Source organism: Macellibacteroides sp., assembly GCF_050251695.1.
Lineage (GTDB): Bacteria > Bacteroidota > Bacteroidia > Bacteroidales > Tannerellaceae > Macellibacteroides > Macellibacteroides fermentans.
The window spans coordinates 1-18,362 of sequence record NZ_JBFWMI010000069.1; the positions used below are offsets into that span (position 1 = coordinate 1).

Genomic DNA, 18,362 nt, shown 5'->3' on the forward strand with positions numbered 1-18,362 from the left:
AAAAAAGTGTTGCCCTACCTGATACGTCGTGCAGAGGAAAATACCTCTATGGCCGGACAGACTGGTAGAGAACTTCGGATGATAGAACGGGAGTTGGACAGACGTAAACAAAAGCGATCTGCTGTTGCTAATCCCTCATAAGTCGGGTTCTTTAGGTTGGATTTTGTGAAAGTGTCTAGGCTTTCAGTAGAATCATCTCTGATATGTCTGGTTTCTCAGTTTAAAGAATCAAAAAGTGTCTACTTAATTTAGTAAAAGTCAAGGCGATGTGGAGCCAATAATTTTCACTTAAGGGAAGTTTATTTTTCCCTTAAGTGAAATTTTTATTTTACTTAAGTCAAAAATAAATTATACTTAAGGGAAAATTTGTCGGTACTTTTTAACCAAAAAGTATATACTTTTTAAATCATTTCTAATGAGTTTTGAAGTAGAAAGTACCTAAGAATTTTATCCAACCTAAGGAGCTGTATTTTTAATGTTCCCTATAGCGCATCCTGGTGTCACCAGAATGCGCTATAGGGAACAAATAGGTTGTTTTACTGCTGCGAATCAATCATAAGAGAGGTCATGCCGATAGATCCGCCTAGTATCTTATCGTTGAAGAATGTCACATTATCTTTGTTTCCGCGCAATGCCAATGCATAAAGCAGCGGATAGTAATGATCGGTTGTGGGTATTGCCAGCCGGGATGCGTTACTTAGTTTTTCGTAATTTATCAAGGCATCGTAATCTTCCAGAAGAATTTTATTTTTGATGATGTCTGTCATCTCAATGGCCCAATCGTATCCATAATCCTCTAACGCGAAGGACCTGCCGAACCTTACTTGCCGCAGGTTATGGATAATGTTGCCGCTCCCGATTATCAATACGCCTTTGTTTCTGAGGAATGCCAATTCCTCAGCCAGTTTAAAATGGGCTTCAGCCCCCATGGTGTAATCCAGACTTAATTGCAACACCGGAATATTGGCCTCGGGGTACAGATGCACCAGAATACTCCAGCATCCATGATCGATTCCCCAGTCCATATTAAGCCCAACTTTTTTATTCTGAAACTCGTGAGCAATTTGTGCGGCCAGTTCCGGAGAGCCGTTGGCAGGATAGTTTACATCAAATAGTGCCTGAGGAAATCCGCCGAAATCGTGTATCGTGTCCGGACGCTTCATTGCCGTTACCTGTGTTCCTCTGGTCTCCCAGTGGGCGGATATACACAAGATGGCCGAAGGTTGCGGAAGATTCTTCCCCAGAATGCTCCATTGCTGAGAAAATTCATTTAGTTCTATGGCATTCATCGGGCTACCGTGACCAATAAAAAGCACAGGCATTTGCTCTGTGCTTTTTATTTTATTGAAATCCGATTGTAAACTATCAAGCGTAATCATGATTGTTCTGTTTTGCAGTTTCTTAATTCTGCGCTGGTTCGAAAATTATTCGGCATTAGCGACTATTGTAATGGTAACTTCCATATCATCATTGATGAATGAATCTTTCAGATCTTTAAAGATATTTTTGGATCCGTAATTAACGCCCCATTGGGTACGGTCAATTGTAAAAGTAGCCGTGGTAGCCTTGTAGCTTGTACCTTCGTTGGTAACATTCGCATCGAAAGTGATGTTTTTTGATACACCTTTTAATTCAAGATTGCCACTGATTCTATGAGAATTGACACCGTCATTTAGTTTTTCAACTGTTGTAATCGTAAACTTACCCTCTGGATATTTAGCAACATCAAAGAAATCAGCACTCTTAAGGTGATCTACCAGTTGTTCGTTCATCTTTGCATCGGTCAGGTCTTCACATAAAATCTTATTCATGTCAAGGGTAAATGTTCCGGATACCAGTTCGCCGTTTTCAACCGATAATTCTCCTTGTTTGATGCCTAATGTTCCGTGATGACTTCCTCCGGGTTTGTAACCTTTCCAGGCCACTGTCGAGGCTAATGTATCTACAACTAATTTTTGACTGCCAACATTTGCCGTTGCTTCTTTTGCATCTGATGCATCCACTTTGTTACCCGACTTGCTTGAACATGATGTGGCGATAAATAAAGCCACTGCTGCTAATAAATAATAAGCTTTCATTTTACTTCTTTTTGGTTTTTAATTTATTTGATGCTGCAAAGTTCGGCTATTTAACAGGGGGGTGGGTAATAGTTTTCGGAAAATGTGTTGTAAATTCAGGAAATAAGCTTGCTCATTTCATTTCTGAACTCGCTGGGCGTTACTCCGGCCTTCTTTTTGAATACATTCGAGAAATAGGATTTCTCATTATAACCTAGCTCGAAGCCAATCTCGGCAATCGTTTTTTCACTATTCATCAATAGCTCTTTTGCTTCTGTAAGCTTTCGGGTCTCGATTATTTCGGATACACTTTTTTGAAGGATATTCTGACATATAATATTAAGATTGCGCGACGACATGTTTAATTTTTCTGCGTAGAAGTCAACATTTACATCCCGACGGAAATTATCTTCTAGAATCTGCAGAAATGTACGGAATGTGATATGCTGCGAACAGGGCTGGTCCATTTTCATTGTGGCAGATTTCTTCCGTTCGGACTCAATCATGATAAACAGTGAGCTAAGCAGGCTGCGAAGTATGGCATAGTCCGGTACTTCCTGACTTGCAATTTCGTACATGATTTCACATAGTTTGACTATTTGAGTGAAGTGTTTGTTCTCGGCCAGCTCAATGGTGGCATATTCGTGGTAACCGGCATACAGTTGGAAGCGCGATTCCGGAATAAATTCGCTTTTAAAGCGGAAGATCCAACCTTGCGGATAATTTAATTCGTTGTCGTGCAAAAATGTAATACGGTGACTTTTCCCTTTGGTTACGTAGCTGATAAGCGGTGCGTTGTAGATGGTGGATTTAAAATTTATAAAATGTTCAATCTTTCCCTGCAGGCAGATTACAAGCTCTTCCATGTCGTGAGCGTGCGGCTCAGATAAAAAGTCGGGTAATTGCTTCTCCAGACTGGCAGAAAACGGACTGATTTTGAACAATCTTTCCATATTACAGTTGATTAATAAACTTAAAATAATTACATTTTGACCGGTAATATATACAAAAGTATTTAATTATTTGAGGTTTTTCTTGATTCTTTTGTATAATTAATGGTTAATTATATATCTTTGTTGGAAAGTCTCTCTAGTTATATACAAACCAAATGTCTGTTATTATGTGTGGGAAAATTTATATGCTGCTTTGTTGCCTTTTATGTGTAACATGGATTCAGGCATCTCCATTCGAGAAGGACTCTTTCAAGACTAAAGAGGGGTATGAGTTGTCAATTCACTTTATTAAGCACGGAACTCTTATGCTGACCTACAGGGATGCTGTAATTCAAATTGATCCGGTATCATCTTATGCCGATTATTCAAAACTACCTAAGGCCGACATACTTCTTATCACCCACGAACACGGTGATCATCTGGATAAAAAAGCGGTTGATCAGACAGTGAAGGAGGGTACGGTGTTGATAGCCAACAAGTCTTCTGTTAAAATTCTGGATAAAGGATCTGTCATGAAAAACGGAGATAAGCTTACTCCTGCAGATTATCTTACCCTGGAGGCTGTTCCTGCATATAACACAACCCCCGGAAGAGAGATGTATCATCCTAAACACCGTGACAACGGATATATTTTAACCCTTGGAGGTATGCGTGTCTATGTGGCCGGCGATACGGAAGATATTCCGGAAATGGCTACCCTGGGTGATATCGATATTGCTTTTATTCCGGTTAACCAGCCTTATACAATGACGATCGATCAAGCCGTAAATGCAGCCCGGATGATTAACCCCCGAATTTTGTATCCCTATCATTACGGAGATACGGATGTTACCCAATTGAAAAAACGACTGGCTTCCGATAAGTCAATCGATGTACGTATCAAACAGCTTCAATAAATATTCAATATTCTATTAACCTATTGTAAATGTAAAAAAATAAATATGAGTACAGATTTTTTGATTGCCGTGGAAGGCAATCGTACAGCCGCTCTTAAGAAGAAGATTATACATTATTATATTGCAAATGGTGATGCAACCATTGCCGATCTTTGCAAAGAAATGGATCTGAGTATCCCTACGGTAACTAAACTGGTTGGTGAGTTGCTGGAAGAGGGGTATATTCTTGATTTTGGTAAACAGGAAACCAGTGGAGGCCGTAAACCAAACATATATGGACTTAATCCGGAATCTGGTTATTTTATCGGAGTGGATGTGCGCAGAGACTCAATCAATATTGCTGCGGTAGATTTTAAAGGAAAATTTATCTCGGTGGAAGATGAGGTGCCTTTTACTTTGGAGAACACACCGGCTGCCTTGGAGAATCTATGTGTTATCATCGACGAATTTATTGGTTCGCTGAAGGTTTCACGTGATAAGATTCTTTCTGTAGGTATTAATATTACAGGACGTGTAAATCCTATATCCGGTTATAGCTATAGTTTCTTCTATTTTGAAGAAAAGCCTCTTTCCTTAATAATTGAAGAGCGCCTTAAACTTAAGGTCTACATCGAGAATGATACCCGTGCAATGGCATATGGCGAGTATATGAAAGGTGCCGTAAAGGGAGAGAAAAATTTGATTTTTGTAAATATTAGCTGGGGATTGGGTGTAGGTATTATTCTGGATGGTAAACTATATTACGGAAAATCCGGATTTTCAGGAGAATTTGGCCATTTCTGTTTGTACGACAATGAAATAATTTGCCATTGCGGCAAAAAAGGATGTCTTGAAACCGAAGCATCAGGATCTGCGCTTCATAGAATGTTGATTGAACGATATAAAGAGGGCAGCAGTACCATTTTAGCCGATAAAATAAATAGCGGAGCAGAAATAACGCTAAATGATTTAATTGATGCGATTCAAAAAGAGGATGTGTTGTCTATCGAAATTCTGGAACATATCGGGACTAATCTTGGAAAAGCAATCGCCGGATTAATGAATATTTTCAATCCTGAATTGGTTATTCTTGGCGGAGGTCTTTCTCTTACAGATGAGTATATCCGCCTGCCGATTAAAAGTGCTGTGCGTAAATACTCGTTGAATCTGGTTAACCAGGATACGGAAATTAAAATTTCAAAACTAGGTGATCACGCAGGTGTGTTAGGAGCCTGCCTGCTTTCGAGGGGAAAAATTTTAGGAATGATTTAAGCATTGCTTTCGTATGTTTTTATAATAGTCTTATTATAAAAAAAAGAGAAGTTATACAGTTTGTAGCTTCTCTTTTTTATTTAGAAAAGGTTAGGTATGGAAAATTCGATGCGTACACGAGTTTATTATGTTATTATTGTCTAAAATTCATTAAATAGAGATTTGATATTAAAATATTTTATTTAAGTTTGCATTGTATTTAAAATTGAATATTTGTTTAGCTGTATAAGTAAGATAATAATCTCATAAAAATAAAATTATGGAAAAAATAAAAGGTCTGATTAATGCTCCATTTACTCCGTTTTATGAAAATGGAGAGGTAAACTATGAACCTATTGAAGCGTATGCAAAATTGTTGGCAAACAATGGTTTAAAAGGTGTTTTTATTAATGGGTCGTCGGGTGAAGGTTATATGCTCACAGAAGATGAGCGCATTAAACTGGCCGAAAGATGGATGGAAGTTTCTCCAAAAGATTTTAAGGTGATTGTACATGTAGGAAGCACATGTGTTAAAATGAGCAATAAATTGGCCGCTCATGCGCAGGAAATCGGAGCCTGGGGTATCGGAGCTATGGCTTCTCCTTTCCCTAAAGCCGGAAGAGTAGAGGAGTTGGTGAAATATTGTGAAGAGATTGCCTGTGGAGCTCCTGCATTACCTTTTTATTTTTATCATATCCCCGCTCTTAGTGGCGTCTTTTTGCCAATGCTTCCTTTTTTGAAGGCAGTAGATGGTCGTATTCCTAATTTTGCAGGTATTAAATATACCTTTGAGAGTATTTATGAATACAATCAATGCCGCTTATATAATAATGGTAAGTTCGATATGTTGCACGGTCAGGATGAAACTATTCTGCCAGCATTAGCCATGGGTGGAGCTCAGGGTGGTATTGGCGGTACTACGAATTACAACGGACGTGTATTGGTCGAAATTATCGATGCTTGGGAAAAAGGAGATTTGGAGCGCGCTCGCGAATGTCAGAACTTCTCACAGGATGTTATCAATGTTATATGTAATTATAGGGGTAATATTGTTGGAGGTAAAAGAATTATGAAGCTTATCGGTCTTGATCTTGGCAAAAACAGAACTCCGTTCCAGAATATGACCGATGCTGAAGAGGCAGCTATGAAATCAGAATTGGAAGCGATAAACTTCTTTGAAAGATGTAATAAATTCTGATATTATTCAGACTTGATATAATCTAACACCCCAAAATAATCTATTAAAAAACATCAAGTTAAGCCTCGTAATTATGGATAACGTTAAAGAATATCTTAATCAGTGGTCTTCTTCATATAAGGAAGATCTGCTGACAAATATAATGCCTTTTTGGATGCAGTTTGGCTGGGACCGGAAACACGGAGGTGTATACACCTGCGTTAACCGCGACGGTAGCCTGATGGATACAACAAAATCTGTTTGGTTTCAAGGACGATTCGCCTTTGTATGTTCGTTTGCATATAATACGATTGAGAAAAATCCCGAATGGCTTGAAGCGGCAAAAAGCACACTCGATTTTATTGAAAAATACTGTATCGATACAGATGGTCATATGTTTTTTGAAGTAACAGAAAATGGAGAGCCCATCCGTAAACGCAGGTATGTGTTTTCAGAATCCTTTGCTGCTATCGCCATGGCAGAATATGCACAGGCAACAGGTGATAAAACCTATGCAGAAAAAGCCTTGAAGATATTTAAGCAGATAAAGCATCTAACAGAAACACCGGGATTGCTTCCTTCAAAGTATTGTGATAGTGTGAAGATGCAGGGGCATTCTCTAACTATGATTCTGATTAATACGGCTTCACGCATCAGGCAGGTAATTAGCGATCCTATTCTGGATGAGCAAATAGAGTGGTCAATTAATCAGATTCGCAAACATTTTATACATCCTGAATTTAAAGCTTTACTGGAAACGGTAGGCCCCAATGGCGAGTTTCTCAATACAAATATGGGCCGCACTATTAATCCTGGTCACTGTATAGAGACTGCCTGGTTCATTTTGGAAGAAGCCAAGTATAGAAACTGGGATAAGGAACTGGTAGATTTGGGTCTGACTATTCTGGATTGGTCCTGGGAATGGGGCTGGGACAAGGAGTATGGCGGTATAATAAACTTCAGAGATTGTTTGAATCTGCCTCCACAGGATTATTCGCAGGATATGAAATTCTGGTGGCCTCAGACCGAAGCAATCATTGCGGCTTTATATGCATATGAAGCAACTGGCGATCCGAAGTATATTGAGATGCATAAGCAGATAAGTGACTATACGTATGCTCATTTCCCCGATAAGGAGTATGGAGAGTGGTACGGGTATCTTCGTCGTGATGGAAGTGTGGCTCAGCCTGCTAAAGGAAATCTTTTTAAAGGGCCATTCCATATACCGCGTATGATGATCAAGTCGTACGACCTTTGCAAAGAGATTATTTCTAAATAAAAAATACCATGGCGATTCTTTAATTGCCATGGGTTTTTTGTTATATATATGGTTTGATTGCGATTTTAATATTTCTCCCTTATCGTAACGCCCGCATTGGTTGTAATATAGTTGCATCAATGCACTAAAGTCTAAGTTTTGGTTGCAATGTAAGTTGCGGCAATGGTATTTTTATTAATTTATTACTGATAATCTCATGAGAAAAATCTGTTTTTATTTTTGCTTTCTTTTTGTTGCCATTTCTGTATTTGGTAATGACACTGTTAGAATTCGGGAAACACAGATCCCCATTTTGATTGATCGGAAAGATAATGTGTTGTTTAACCTGCGTGTCGACTCTAAGCAGAGCAAGGTGTTGAACCATGTTACGCTTCGGTTTGGCAACGATGTTAAACTTTCGGAAATTCAATCGGTTAAGTTGTATTATTCTGGCACAGAGGCTGTACAGCGAGATGGTCAGCTTAATTATGCTCCGGTTGCCTATATCTCCAGAGAAGAGGTCGGTAAAACTCGCGAAGCTAACCGGTCTTACTCCGTTTTGAAAAGTGATAAAAAGTCTCCAGCTCAAACCGTAACACTTACATGTGATCAGGTTTTGTTCCCGGGAATCAATTATTTCTGGGTAAGTTTGGAAATGAAACCTACAGCGTCATTGGTTTCAAAAATTACAGCAGAGGTGACCGGCGTTTATATGGATGGTAAATCTTCTATTCTTACCATTGATCAGGGATCTGTTGTGCATCGGATGGGTATTGGAGTAAGACATGCCGGTGATGATGGAGTTGCTGCATACCGGATACCGGGGTTGGTAACATCTAATAAAGGTACGTTGTTGGGTGTGTACGACGTCCGTTACAATAACAGTGCTGATTTACAAGAGCGTGTGGATATCGGATTAAGTCGTAGTACAGATGGTGGTCAGACCTGGGAGCCTATGCGGGTAGCTATGACTTTTGGTGAAGAGGGCGGACTGCCTTCTGCCCAGAATGGTGTGGGTGATCCGGCAATTTTAGTTGATAAGAAGACAGGTACTATCTGGATTGTTGCAGCCTGGACGCATGGTATGGGAAATGGCCGCGCATGGTTTAACTCGCAGGATGGTATGGATAAAAATCATACGGCTCAGCTAGTCTTAGCCAAAAGTGATGATGATGGCAAGACCTGGTCGAACCCCATCAATATAACATCGCAGGTTAAGGACCCATCGTGGAAGTTCCTTTTACAAGGTCCCGGTAGCGGTATAACAATGCAGGATGGCACGCTGGTGTTTGCTACACAGTTTATTGATTCAACCCGTGTGCCTAATGCTGGAATCATGTATAGTAAAGACCATGGTAAAACCTGGAAGATGCATAACTTTGCGAGGACAAACACAACGGAAGCACAGGTTGCAGAGGTTGAACCGGGTGTGTTGATGTTGAATATGCGTGATAACAGAGGTGGCAGCCGTGCTGTTTCTGTAACAAAAGATTTGGGTAAGACCTGGACGGAGCATCCTTCAAACAGAAGTGTATTACAAGAGTCTGTTTGTATGGCGAGCTTAATAAAAGTAGAAGCTAAGGATAATGTGTTAAACAAAGGGATTCTGCTTTTCTCTAATCCTAATACAACTAAGGGTCGTCATAGTATAACGATAAAGGCTAGTCTTGATGGTGGACTTACCTTCCCTAATGAGTATGATGTGTTGTTGGATGAGGGTCACGGTTGGGGATATTCATGTCTGACTATGATTGACAAAGAAACAGTAGGAATCCTTTATGAAGGAAGTACTGCTCATATGGTTTTTCAGGCGGTAAAGCTAAAAGATATTGTAAAATAAATGTAGTATGGAAGACGAATGCGCAGTAAAGTGCATTCGTCTTCTTTGTTTTTAGATGTATATTTTTGTTCCGTTTCTAAGTTGGTACTTGTTTTCTTATTGTATAAATTATTGATTGTACCATTTGAAACTGGCATGTATACAGCATATAAATTAGATATGGATGAAACGGATTTACTTGTTTTTGTTGCTTATTTGTTGTGCTTCATTGGTTGAGGCACAAAAGATTAAGGTTGCATGTGTAGGTAATAGTGTTACGTTTGGATACGGTCTTGCTAATCCGGCAGAAGAAGCTTATCCTGCGCAATTACAGAAATTACTAGGTGAAGGGTATGAAGTAGGAAATTTCGGTAAGAGTGGAGCTACGCTGCTTTCTAAAGGACACCGGCCTTATGTATTGCAGAAAGAGTTTGAAGATGCAAAAGCTTTTGCTGCAGATTTGGTCGTAATTCATCTTGGACTGAATGATACGGACCCTCGTAATTGGCCCAACTACAAAGATGAGTTCGTGAATGATTACCTTCAGTTGATCGATGCTTTTCGTAAAGTAAATCCTGCTTGTAAAATCTGGATTTGCAGACTGACTCCTATTACTGCTAAGCATCCACGTTTTGAATCTGGTACACGCGATTGGCATTGGCAGATTCAACATCAAATTGAAGAAATTGCAGGTGTTGCCGGAGTCTCTATTATCGATTTGCAGGAGGGATTGTATGCTCGTCCGGATTTGTTGCCGGATGCCTTGCATCCTACTGTTGAGGGGGCTTCAATAATCGCCCGGACAGTCTATAGCTCCCTAACCGGAAATTTTGGCGGATTAAAAATGTCTTCTCTTTTTACGGATGGTATGGTACTGCAGTGTAATGAACCGCTGCGGATAACAGGTACATCCAATGCTGGTGACCAAATTACAGTTTCTGTGGGTGGACAGAAGAAACGGACTGTGACTTCATCCAACGGTAAGTGGAGTGTGGTGCTTGATCCGTTGAAGGCTGGTGGTCCTTACGAGTTGTCTGTTTCCGGGGTAAATAAAAGATATGTTTATAAAGACGTGCTTGCGGGCGAAGTGTGGCTGTGTTCGGGACAATCCAATATGGCTTTTATGGTTGCTGAAGCTGCAGAGAATGCGGCTTTGCTTAAGAAAGCTGGCGATAGTTCCAACGTAAGATTATTTGACATGAAACCTCGTTGGATGACCAATGCTGTAGAGTGGGATGGTTCCGTGCTGGATTCGTTAAACAGTCTGCAATATTTTAAAGATGCCCGATGGGAAAAGTGTAATGATAAGAATGTAAGTCGGTTTTCAGCAATTGCCTACGCTTTCGGACAGATGCTTTCCGATAGTTTAAACGTGCCGGTTGGTTTAATCTTAAATGCGGTGGGTGGTTCTCCATGCGAATCTTGGATTGATAGAAGAACACTGGAGTTTAATTACCCCGGAATATTAAATAACTGGACTAAAAATGACCGGATTCAGGATTGGGTTAGGGAAAGAGCTTCATTGAATATAAAAAAATCGGACAATTCACAGCAGCGTCATCCTTATGAACCGTGTTACCTTTTCGAATCAGGAATTATTCCATTGGCTTCTTATCCTGTTAAAGGTGTAATCTGGTATCAGGGAGAGTCAAATGCTCACAATAAAGAGATTCATGAAATTCTATTTCCCTTGTTGGTTGATAGTTGGAGGAAAAACTGGAATAAAGAATTCCCTTTCTATTATGTACAGTTGTCGGGATTAAATCGCCCTAGTTGGCCTCATTTCAGGGATAGTCAGCGTCGGTTGGAAAAAATTATTCCAGGCAGTGGTATGGCAGTCAGCAGTGACTTAGGCGATTCATTAGATGTTCATCCCAAAAGGAAGCAAGAGGTTGGTGAACGATTGGCTCGTCTGGCCTTGAATAAAACGTATGGAAAAGATATAGTGCCGTCTGGACCTCAATACAAGGAATCCGAATTTAAAAATGGCTATGCTTTAATTTCCTTTGATTATGCAAACGGACTGCGTGCCTCGGATGATAAGGATTTACGTTCTTTTGAAATTGCTGAATTTGATGGACTTTATTTCCCTGCTAGAGCAATTGTGGAAGGAGATAAAATAAAGGTATGGAATGAAAAAGTGAAGCATCCTCGTTTTGTTCGTTATGGATGGGCGCCTTATACAAACGGCAATTTGGTAAATAGGGAACTATTACCTGCTTCCACTTTTACTTCGTCTGATAATTAGTCTCGTTCATCCTTTAAAATATTGAACTGTGTATAACTATATTAGAATAGCATTTTGTTGTTTTGCGGGTATTTTTCTTATCGCTTGCCAAACATCACGCCCAGTCAGATGGACTGGAAAGAAAGCTGTTTGGCAGTCTTTACCTTCCTTGCCTCGGACAAATAGTACCGATTCAATTTCTTTAGGTGTTTCCGGTCATTTCTCCGGAATCGCTAATGGATGTATTTTAGTTGCAGGAGGATGCAATTTCCCTGATAAGCCTGCATCCGAAGGAGGGGTAAAGAGATATTACGATTCAATATGGAAGTTGGATACTGCCGGCATGATGACTGGACAATGGGAAAAGGTAGGAACTTTACCCCATCCCGTTGCTTATGGAGCGTCGGTCTCTGTATCGGAAGGGCTTGTCTGTATTGGTGGAAACAATGATAAACAATCATTTTCGTCAGCTTATTTATTGTCGTGGAATGCCGTAGCCTCTCAAGTTGATATAATAAAACTTCCAGAACTACCATTTAGAATGGATAATTTGGCAGCAACATCAAATGCTAACTATATCTATGTTGCCGGAGGAAATAAAAATGGCGTGCCGGCTAATTCATTTCTCCGTCTGAATCTGAATCAGCTGACTAAAGGATGGGAGATCTTGCCCGATTTTCCCGGATGTGCCAGGTTGCAGCCTGTTTTAGTTTCTCAGCATTCTGATGAAGGAACACAGATTTATCTTTCCGGGGGATTCCAGCCTGAAGTTTATAATAGCAAACCTTTTATTCCGACAGATTTATTGTCATTCAGTAGTATGAAAAACGAATGGAAATTAGAGTCGGCTGTTCCTGTTATGAAGGGAGGTGAATTGCGGACGTTTACAGGAGGATGCGCTGTTTCTAGTGGAGATAGTTTGATTTACTTTACCGGCGGTGTAAATTATGACCGATTTTTATCTGCCATAAGTATGAACCGAAACCTGAAATTGGCAGAAAAAAATGGTAAAACGAGTTTATTTAGTAGACTTACCAGGGAGAAAGATTCCTATTTAAAGCATCCGGTTGCTTGGTATAAATTCAATAAAGAGATATTTATATATAATACGTTTTCTAGAAAATGGATTTTTCTTGATGATTATGAATTTACTGCCAGAGCAGGAGCATCCCTTTTATTGTTAAACAAATGTTTTATTATTATTGGGGGAGAAATTAAACCTGGGATAAGAACTTCGGACGTGATTCTACTTCGAATTTTATAGATCTTATAAGAGTTTTCATAAGGAGTCATTATTAAATGGCTCCTTTTTTTTGTCTTATACTCACTATTACGTCCGTTTTAATTGATATTTTATTTTTTTAAGTCATCAATTCACTATAAATAATCCTAAGTGTTAAAAATATAAACATTTCTAATTTTTGAGGATCGATATTAAAAAAATTTATTTAAGTTTGTGGCATAAATAAAATAAATGCGGTGTTTAGTGCTTTGTTATGTATTAATTTGAATTGTATTGAGGGTTGATGAGGTGGTATTAAGAGATTGAAGACATAGAAAGCAGAGATTGAAAGAATATTGATAAAAGTTATGTGCAAATAAATATTATTATCCTATTATTAATTTATAAAGTTATGAAAATGAGTCACAAGACTATCTTAAGTTTCTTACTGTTACTTTTATCTCTAAGCATTTTTGCTCAGAATAAAGTTGCCGTTAAGGGTGTTGTGTACGATAACCAGAAGATGACATTACCTGGTGTCTCAGTGTTGGAAGTCGGTACACAAAATGGGACCATCACAGATATCGATGGTAATTTTGTATTGGATGTAAATCCAAATGCTACATTACGGATTTCATACATTGGTTATGCCGCATTGGAAGTTAAAGCAACCGCCGGAGCTCCGATGAATATCATTATGAAAGAAGATAGTCAGCAACTGGAAGAAGTTGTGGTTACAGGTTACGGGGGTAAGCAGCTACGTACCAAAGTAACAAACTCAATTGCTAAAGTAAAAGAGGATGTCTTAAAACAAGGATTATTCTCGAATCCGGCTCAAGCACTTTCTGGGGCTGTATCGGGGTTGCGGGTTTTGCAGACATCAGGTAATCCGGGAGCAACTCCAACAATTATTCTTCGTGGTGGTACTGATTACAGTGGATCTGGATCTCCACTAATTTTGGTTGATGGTCAGGTACGTGGAAGTTTGAGCGATATTAATCCGGAAGACATTGAATCGATGGAGGTCCTTAAAGATGCCGGAGCAACAGCTATTTATGGAGCTCGTGCAAATAATGGCGTAGTTTTAGTAACAACAAAAAGAGGTAAAGAAGGCAAAGGAGAGATTGCAGTAAAGGCAAAATTCGGTCTTAACTATTATTCAAATCCGTATGAATTTATGGGTGCCGGTGATTATATATCATGGATGCGTAAGGCTTATCAACGCTCAGCTCAAATTTATCAGGATTCAAAGGGAGGTTGGCAAGGTGTAACAACAATGGCTTCTTTGGGTACAGCTTCTCCTTATGGAACGGGAAATAAATATTTTGCAAGCGACGGTGTCACTCCTTTAGATGGGAACAAGACTTCTCAGGCTATTTGGAGCCCAATGAACTATACAGATGATTTGGCTTTCTTGCTGAAACAGGGATGGCAGACAATGACTGACCCTGTTTACGGTGGACAGATTATTTATAAAGACTTTGATCCGGCAACATTTAATTTAAATACTCCTTCTTTTTCTCAGGATTACAATATTAGTGCCAGTGGAGGAAATGATAAAGGTAATTACTATGCAGGTATTGGCTACAATAACAGTGAGGGAAATGCAATAGGAAACTGGTATAAACGCCTAACCTTTACTTTCAATGCCGATTATAAGCTTAAGCCATGGTTAACATCAAGTTCATCATTTAATTTCGCTGATGCTAAATGGTATGGATTGTCTCCAACATCTTCTTCTGAAGCACTTTATTTTTCAAGGCTAATGTCGTTGCCGCCAACGTTCCGTGGATACAATGCTGATGGTGAGATGTTGTTGGGTAATAATTCCGGTGATGGAAATCAGTTGCTTAACTTAGACAAATTAATTCGAGACAATAATACTGATAAGTTTACAATGGTACAATCTTTCAATATTGATATTATGAAAGGTTTAGCTTTGAAATTATCTGCCAACTGGTATTTTGACGAAGAAAAGCTGGAAGCATTTAACCGTGATTATTTGTCATCACCAGGTAATTATAATACTGCCAGAGCTAGTTCTGCCTCTTATGACCGTACATTAAGTCAGACTTATAATGCAGTGTTGAATTACGATAATCAAATTACAAAAGATCACTATCTGGCTGCTATGGCGGGTTTTGAATACTATGATGCTTATAATAAAGGGTTTTCTGCATCAGGTTCTGGGGCAGCAACAGATGATTTTATGGATTTATCGTATACTAGTACCGATAAAGGGAAACGTTCAATTGATTCATGGCATAGTCGCCAACGCATCATGTCGTTTTTTGGTCGCGTAAATTATGATTTTCAAAGTAAATATCTGGTTTCTTTTGTAATGAGAAAAGATGGATATTCAAAATTAGTAGATGATAATCGTTGGGGGGTATTTCCCGGAATTTCAGCTGGTTGGGTATTTGGGAAAGAAGAGTTTATGCAAAAATATTCGGATGTTATATCGTTTGCCAAATTAAGAGCAAGCTATGGTCTGAATGGAAATGTGAATAAAGACTGGGTTGGAAATTATACTGTTCAAGGATCTTATGGTAGTAATAAATACAATAGTAATACCGGATACCTGCTTGGAAGTATTCCAAATCCATATCTTATGTGGGAGAAGTCACAAACATTGGAATTTGGTTTGGACTTAAGTTTCTTGGCAAATAGAATTAATACCAACTTTACATATTATAACAGAAATACAGAAGATAAATTTGCAAGTATTACTTTACCTTCAACTTCTGGAATTTCCAGTATAACATCAAATAATGGGAAATTACAGAATCAGGGACTTGAATTTGAGTTAGGTTTCCGTATTATTGATGGAAAAGATTGGAAATGGAATGTTAATGCGAATGGTGCATATAATATTAATAAAATCATTGAACTACCTAATAATGGATTAGAACGTAATCGTCAAAATGCATTTCAGGTCTATACCGGAAAAGGTGAGGATAAAGCATGGGTAGGAGGTTATCAGGAAGGTCAACGTCCGGGAAATATTTATGCGTTTAAGGCCGAAGGTATTTATAAATCTGTTAATGAGATCCCAGGAGAGCTTATTGATAAGTCTACGGGGAATAATGGATCGAATAATAAACCGCTTTATGGTCCTGATGCGTGGGCTAGATTGACTGACGCACAAAAAACAAAAGCATTACCAATTCAACCTGGTGATGTAAAATGGAAAGACGTTAATGGTGATGGGGTAATTGATAATTTTGATCTTGTGAAGGTAGGAAACACTGTGCCTAAATGGACCGGCGGTATTAATACTAACCTTACATGGAAGAATTTATCTTTCTCAGCACGTTTCGACTACGCTCTCGGATTTAATGTAGTAGATTACAGAACTCCTTGGATTATGGGAAATATGCAAGGAACTTACAATTCCATTGTAGATACAAAACAAACCTGGACAGAAACGAACGTAAATGCTAAATATCCTGTTTATACATGGGCTGATCAGCTTGGAAAACGTAATTATGCAAGAAATACATCCATGTTTGTGTATAATGGAAATTATATTGCATTGCGTGAATTGAGTCTGGCTTATAGATTGCCTTCCTTATTAGCAAATAAGCTTAAATTGAATAACGTCGAGTTTTCTGTTACAGGACAAAATTTAGGATACTTTACCGAAGCGGATCATGTTTTCTCTCCTGAGCAGAGTGACAATAGTGGAGGTTATCCATTACCACGTACTGTTATATTTGGAGTAAATGTTTCATTCTAAAATTTTAATAGTTAAGATTATGAAAAGAATATCATATATTTTATCAATATTTATTTCTGCACTGCTTTATACTTCGTGTGATTCACTCGATTTATCTCCGGAAGACTATTATGGTAGTAGTAATTTTTGGAATAATGAAGCGCAGGTTAAAGGTTTCATGACAGGATTGCATACGGATCTTCGAGGAGATTATACTTTATTCTATTTGCTAGGAGAAGCTCGTGGTGGAACTTCACGTACTGGAACCTCCTCATTGAATACAAGCTTAAATTACAGTAGTCCGATTAAGGATAATCAATTTACGAAAGACAACGTAGGTATTTCTTCTTGGGGTGGAATATATAGCAATATTATGCAAGTAAATCACTTCATACAAAAAGTGGAGAATGAATGTACCTTTTTATCAGATGAAAGTCGTAATACTTATTTAGGTCAGGCCTATGGCTTAAGAGCTTTGTATTACTTTATGCTTTATAGAACTTGGGGCGGAGTTCCTAAAATTACTGATGTGAAAGTTTTAGATGGTAAAGTCTCTGCTGACAAACTTTATACAGCTCGCTCTACGGCTGAAGAGACACTTGCTTTTATTAAAGAAGATATTGTTAAGTCTGAAACATTTTTTACAAATACTACAGCTGCTTCGGCTTCAATTTGGTCTAAAAATGCAACGTTAATGCTTAAAGCAGATATCTATTTGTGGTCAGCAAAAGTAACGACAGGAAATCATACTGCAGCAGGCCGTGCAGATTTAGAGGTTGCTAAAACTGCATTGCAAGGGATAAGCGGCTATTCTTTAATGAATGATTTCTCAAGTGTGTTCTCTTCTAAAGGTAATAATGAAATTATTTTTGCCATTAGATTTATGGATACAGAAGCTACGAACTGGGGTTCAGAATTTCTTTATGCTCAAGCTGGCTTTGTAGATGCTGTATATGGTCGTGATGGAAAACTATTGGGTGATGTGTTGAATCTAAGAGGAAATGGTTTGTTAAGAAATGAATATAAAGAATCTTTATGGAGAAGTTATGATGCCACTGATTCACGTAGGGACAAAACATTCTTTGATTTTTATTCAAAACCAGTGAATGGCGATTTTGGAATTGTGTTGAAGAAGTGTATTGGTATCATTAACAGTACGAATGACAGGGTTTACGAAACTGACGTAGTTTTGTATCGGTATGCCGACTGGTTGTTAATGATGGCTGAAATAGAGAATGGTCTTGGAAATTCTTGTCAGGCTTATATAAATCAAGTTCGACAACGTGCTTACGGCGATAATTATAATGATCAGGTAGCTTATAAGGATGGTTCTTATGCAGAAAATGAAATGGCTATCTTACATGAGCGTGATAAAGAATTTGTATGGGAAGGTAAACGTTGGTTTGATGTAGTACGCATGCATGATGCTAATGGTAAATCTCTGGTCTTTTCTGCCTCTGCAAATTACCCTGCGGTATACGGACAATCACCTGAAGCTTTGATTCCCGAATCGCAATCTCACAAACTGCTATGGCCAGTTGATGTAAATACGCTTAATAATGATCCATTGTTGGAACAAACACCAGGATATTAATTATAAAAGGCCTTTGCCAATTAATATTTAATGCCTTGAATAAGTTTTTATTGATTAAATAATGAATTGGGGGTAATCTCTTTTTGAGGTTGCCCCTTAATTTATAGGTTTGGAATCAATCTCTCTCAAAATTCTTTTGAAGGTTTCTAAAGCTTGACTTTTTTTTGGAATTTTGTAACTTTGCAGCTGAAAATTAGACAACAACTAATAG

At 38.5% G+C, this 18,362-nt stretch carries 12 protein-coding genes; 9 read left to right on the forward strand and 3 right to left on the reverse strand.

What is annotated here, in order from left to right; translation table 11 throughout:
* Positions 1 to 536 precede the first annotated feature (536 nt).
* From ygiD to AB7E53_RS10675, 3 genes are all read right to left on the reverse strand, one after another.
* Positions 537 to 1,379 carry a 4,5-DOPA-extradiol-dioxygenase gene (gene ygiD, locus AB7E53_RS10665; protein ID WP_371690049.1) on the reverse strand — a complete coding sequence of 281 codons (843 nt, stop codon included), beginning with the start codon at positions 1,377 to 1,379 and terminating at the stop codon, positions 537 to 539.
* A gap of 45 nt (positions 1,380 to 1,424) precedes the next feature.
* Positions 1,425 to 2,078 carry a YceI family protein gene (locus AB7E53_RS10670; protein ID WP_446775587.1) on the reverse strand — a complete coding sequence of 218 codons (654 nt, stop codon included), beginning with the start codon at positions 2,076 to 2,078 and terminating at the stop codon, positions 1,425 to 1,427.
* A gap of 95 nt (positions 2,079 to 2,173) precedes the next feature.
* On the reverse strand, positions 2,174 to 3,010 hold the full coding sequence (locus AB7E53_RS10675; protein ID WP_446775588.1) for a helix-turn-helix domain-containing protein: 837 nt from the start codon (positions 3,008 to 3,010) through the stop codon (positions 2,174 to 2,176).
* Positions 3,011 to 3,195: 185 nt separating this feature from the next.
* On the opposite strand from AB7E53_RS10675, the gene AB7E53_RS10680 reads away from it, so the two are divergent.
* The 9 genes from AB7E53_RS10680 to AB7E53_RS10720 all read left to right on the forward strand — a co-directional run bounded on the left by AB7E53_RS10680 (position 3,196) and on the right by AB7E53_RS10720 (position 18,151).
* Positions 3,196 to 3,906, forward strand: coding sequence for an MBL fold metallo-hydrolase (locus AB7E53_RS10680; protein WP_446775600.1), 711 nt, complete (start codon positions 3,196 to 3,198; stop codon positions 3,904 to 3,906).
* 45 nt (positions 3,907 to 3,951) lie between these two features.
* The gene (locus tag AB7E53_RS10685) at positions 3,952 to 5,157 is read left to right on the forward strand and encodes an ROK family transcriptional regulator (RefSeq protein WP_371690047.1); all 1,206 of its coding nucleotides are present in this window, start codon (positions 3,952 to 3,954) and stop codon (positions 5,155 to 5,157) included.
* 259 nt (positions 5,158 to 5,416) lie between these two features.
* Positions 5,417 to 6,334 (forward strand): dihydrodipicolinate synthase family protein, encoded by a 918-nt coding sequence (locus tag AB7E53_RS10690; protein WP_079683390.1) that lies wholly within the window; start codon positions 5,417 to 5,419, stop codon positions 6,332 to 6,334.
* Positions 6,335 to 6,407: 73 nt separating this feature from the next.
* Positions 6,408 to 7,592 carry an AGE family epimerase/isomerase gene (locus AB7E53_RS10695; protein WP_446775590.1) on the forward strand — a complete coding sequence of 395 codons (1,185 nt, stop codon included), beginning with the start codon at positions 6,408 to 6,410 and terminating at the stop codon, positions 7,590 to 7,592.
* Positions 7,593 to 7,788: 196 nt separating this feature from the next.
* Complete coding sequence (locus AB7E53_RS10700) at positions 7,789 to 9,411, forward strand: BNR-repeat neuraminidase N-terminal domain-containing protein (RefSeq protein WP_446775592.1); 1,623 nt, start codon at positions 7,789 to 7,791, stop codon at positions 9,409 to 9,411.
* A 163-nt stretch (positions 9,412 to 9,574) separates the two neighbouring features.
* Positions 9,575 to 11,638: a GDSL-type esterase/lipase family protein gene (locus AB7E53_RS10705; protein ID WP_446775594.1), complete on the forward strand. Its 2,064-nt coding sequence runs from the start codon at positions 9,575 to 9,577 to the stop codon at positions 11,636 to 11,638.
* A 28-nt stretch (positions 11,639 to 11,666) separates the two neighbouring features.
* Positions 11,667 to 12,881, forward strand: a complete 1,215-nt coding sequence (locus tag AB7E53_RS10710) for a cyclically-permuted mutarotase family protein (RefSeq protein ID WP_446775596.1) — start codon at positions 11,667 to 11,669, stop codon at positions 12,879 to 12,881.
* Positions 12,882 to 13,257: 376 nt separating this feature from the next.
* The gene (locus tag AB7E53_RS10715; protein WP_446775602.1) at positions 13,258 to 16,578 is read left to right on the forward strand and encodes a SusC/RagA family TonB-linked outer membrane protein; all 3,321 of its coding nucleotides are present in this window, start codon (positions 13,258 to 13,260) and stop codon (positions 16,576 to 16,578) included.
* Between the two features lie 19 nt (positions 16,579 to 16,597).
* A complete protein-coding gene (locus AB7E53_RS10720; RefSeq protein WP_446775598.1) occupies positions 16,598 to 18,151 on the forward strand; it encodes a RagB/SusD family nutrient uptake outer membrane protein in 1,554 nt (517 codons plus the stop codon).
* Positions 18,152 to 18,362: the final 211 nt, after the last annotated feature.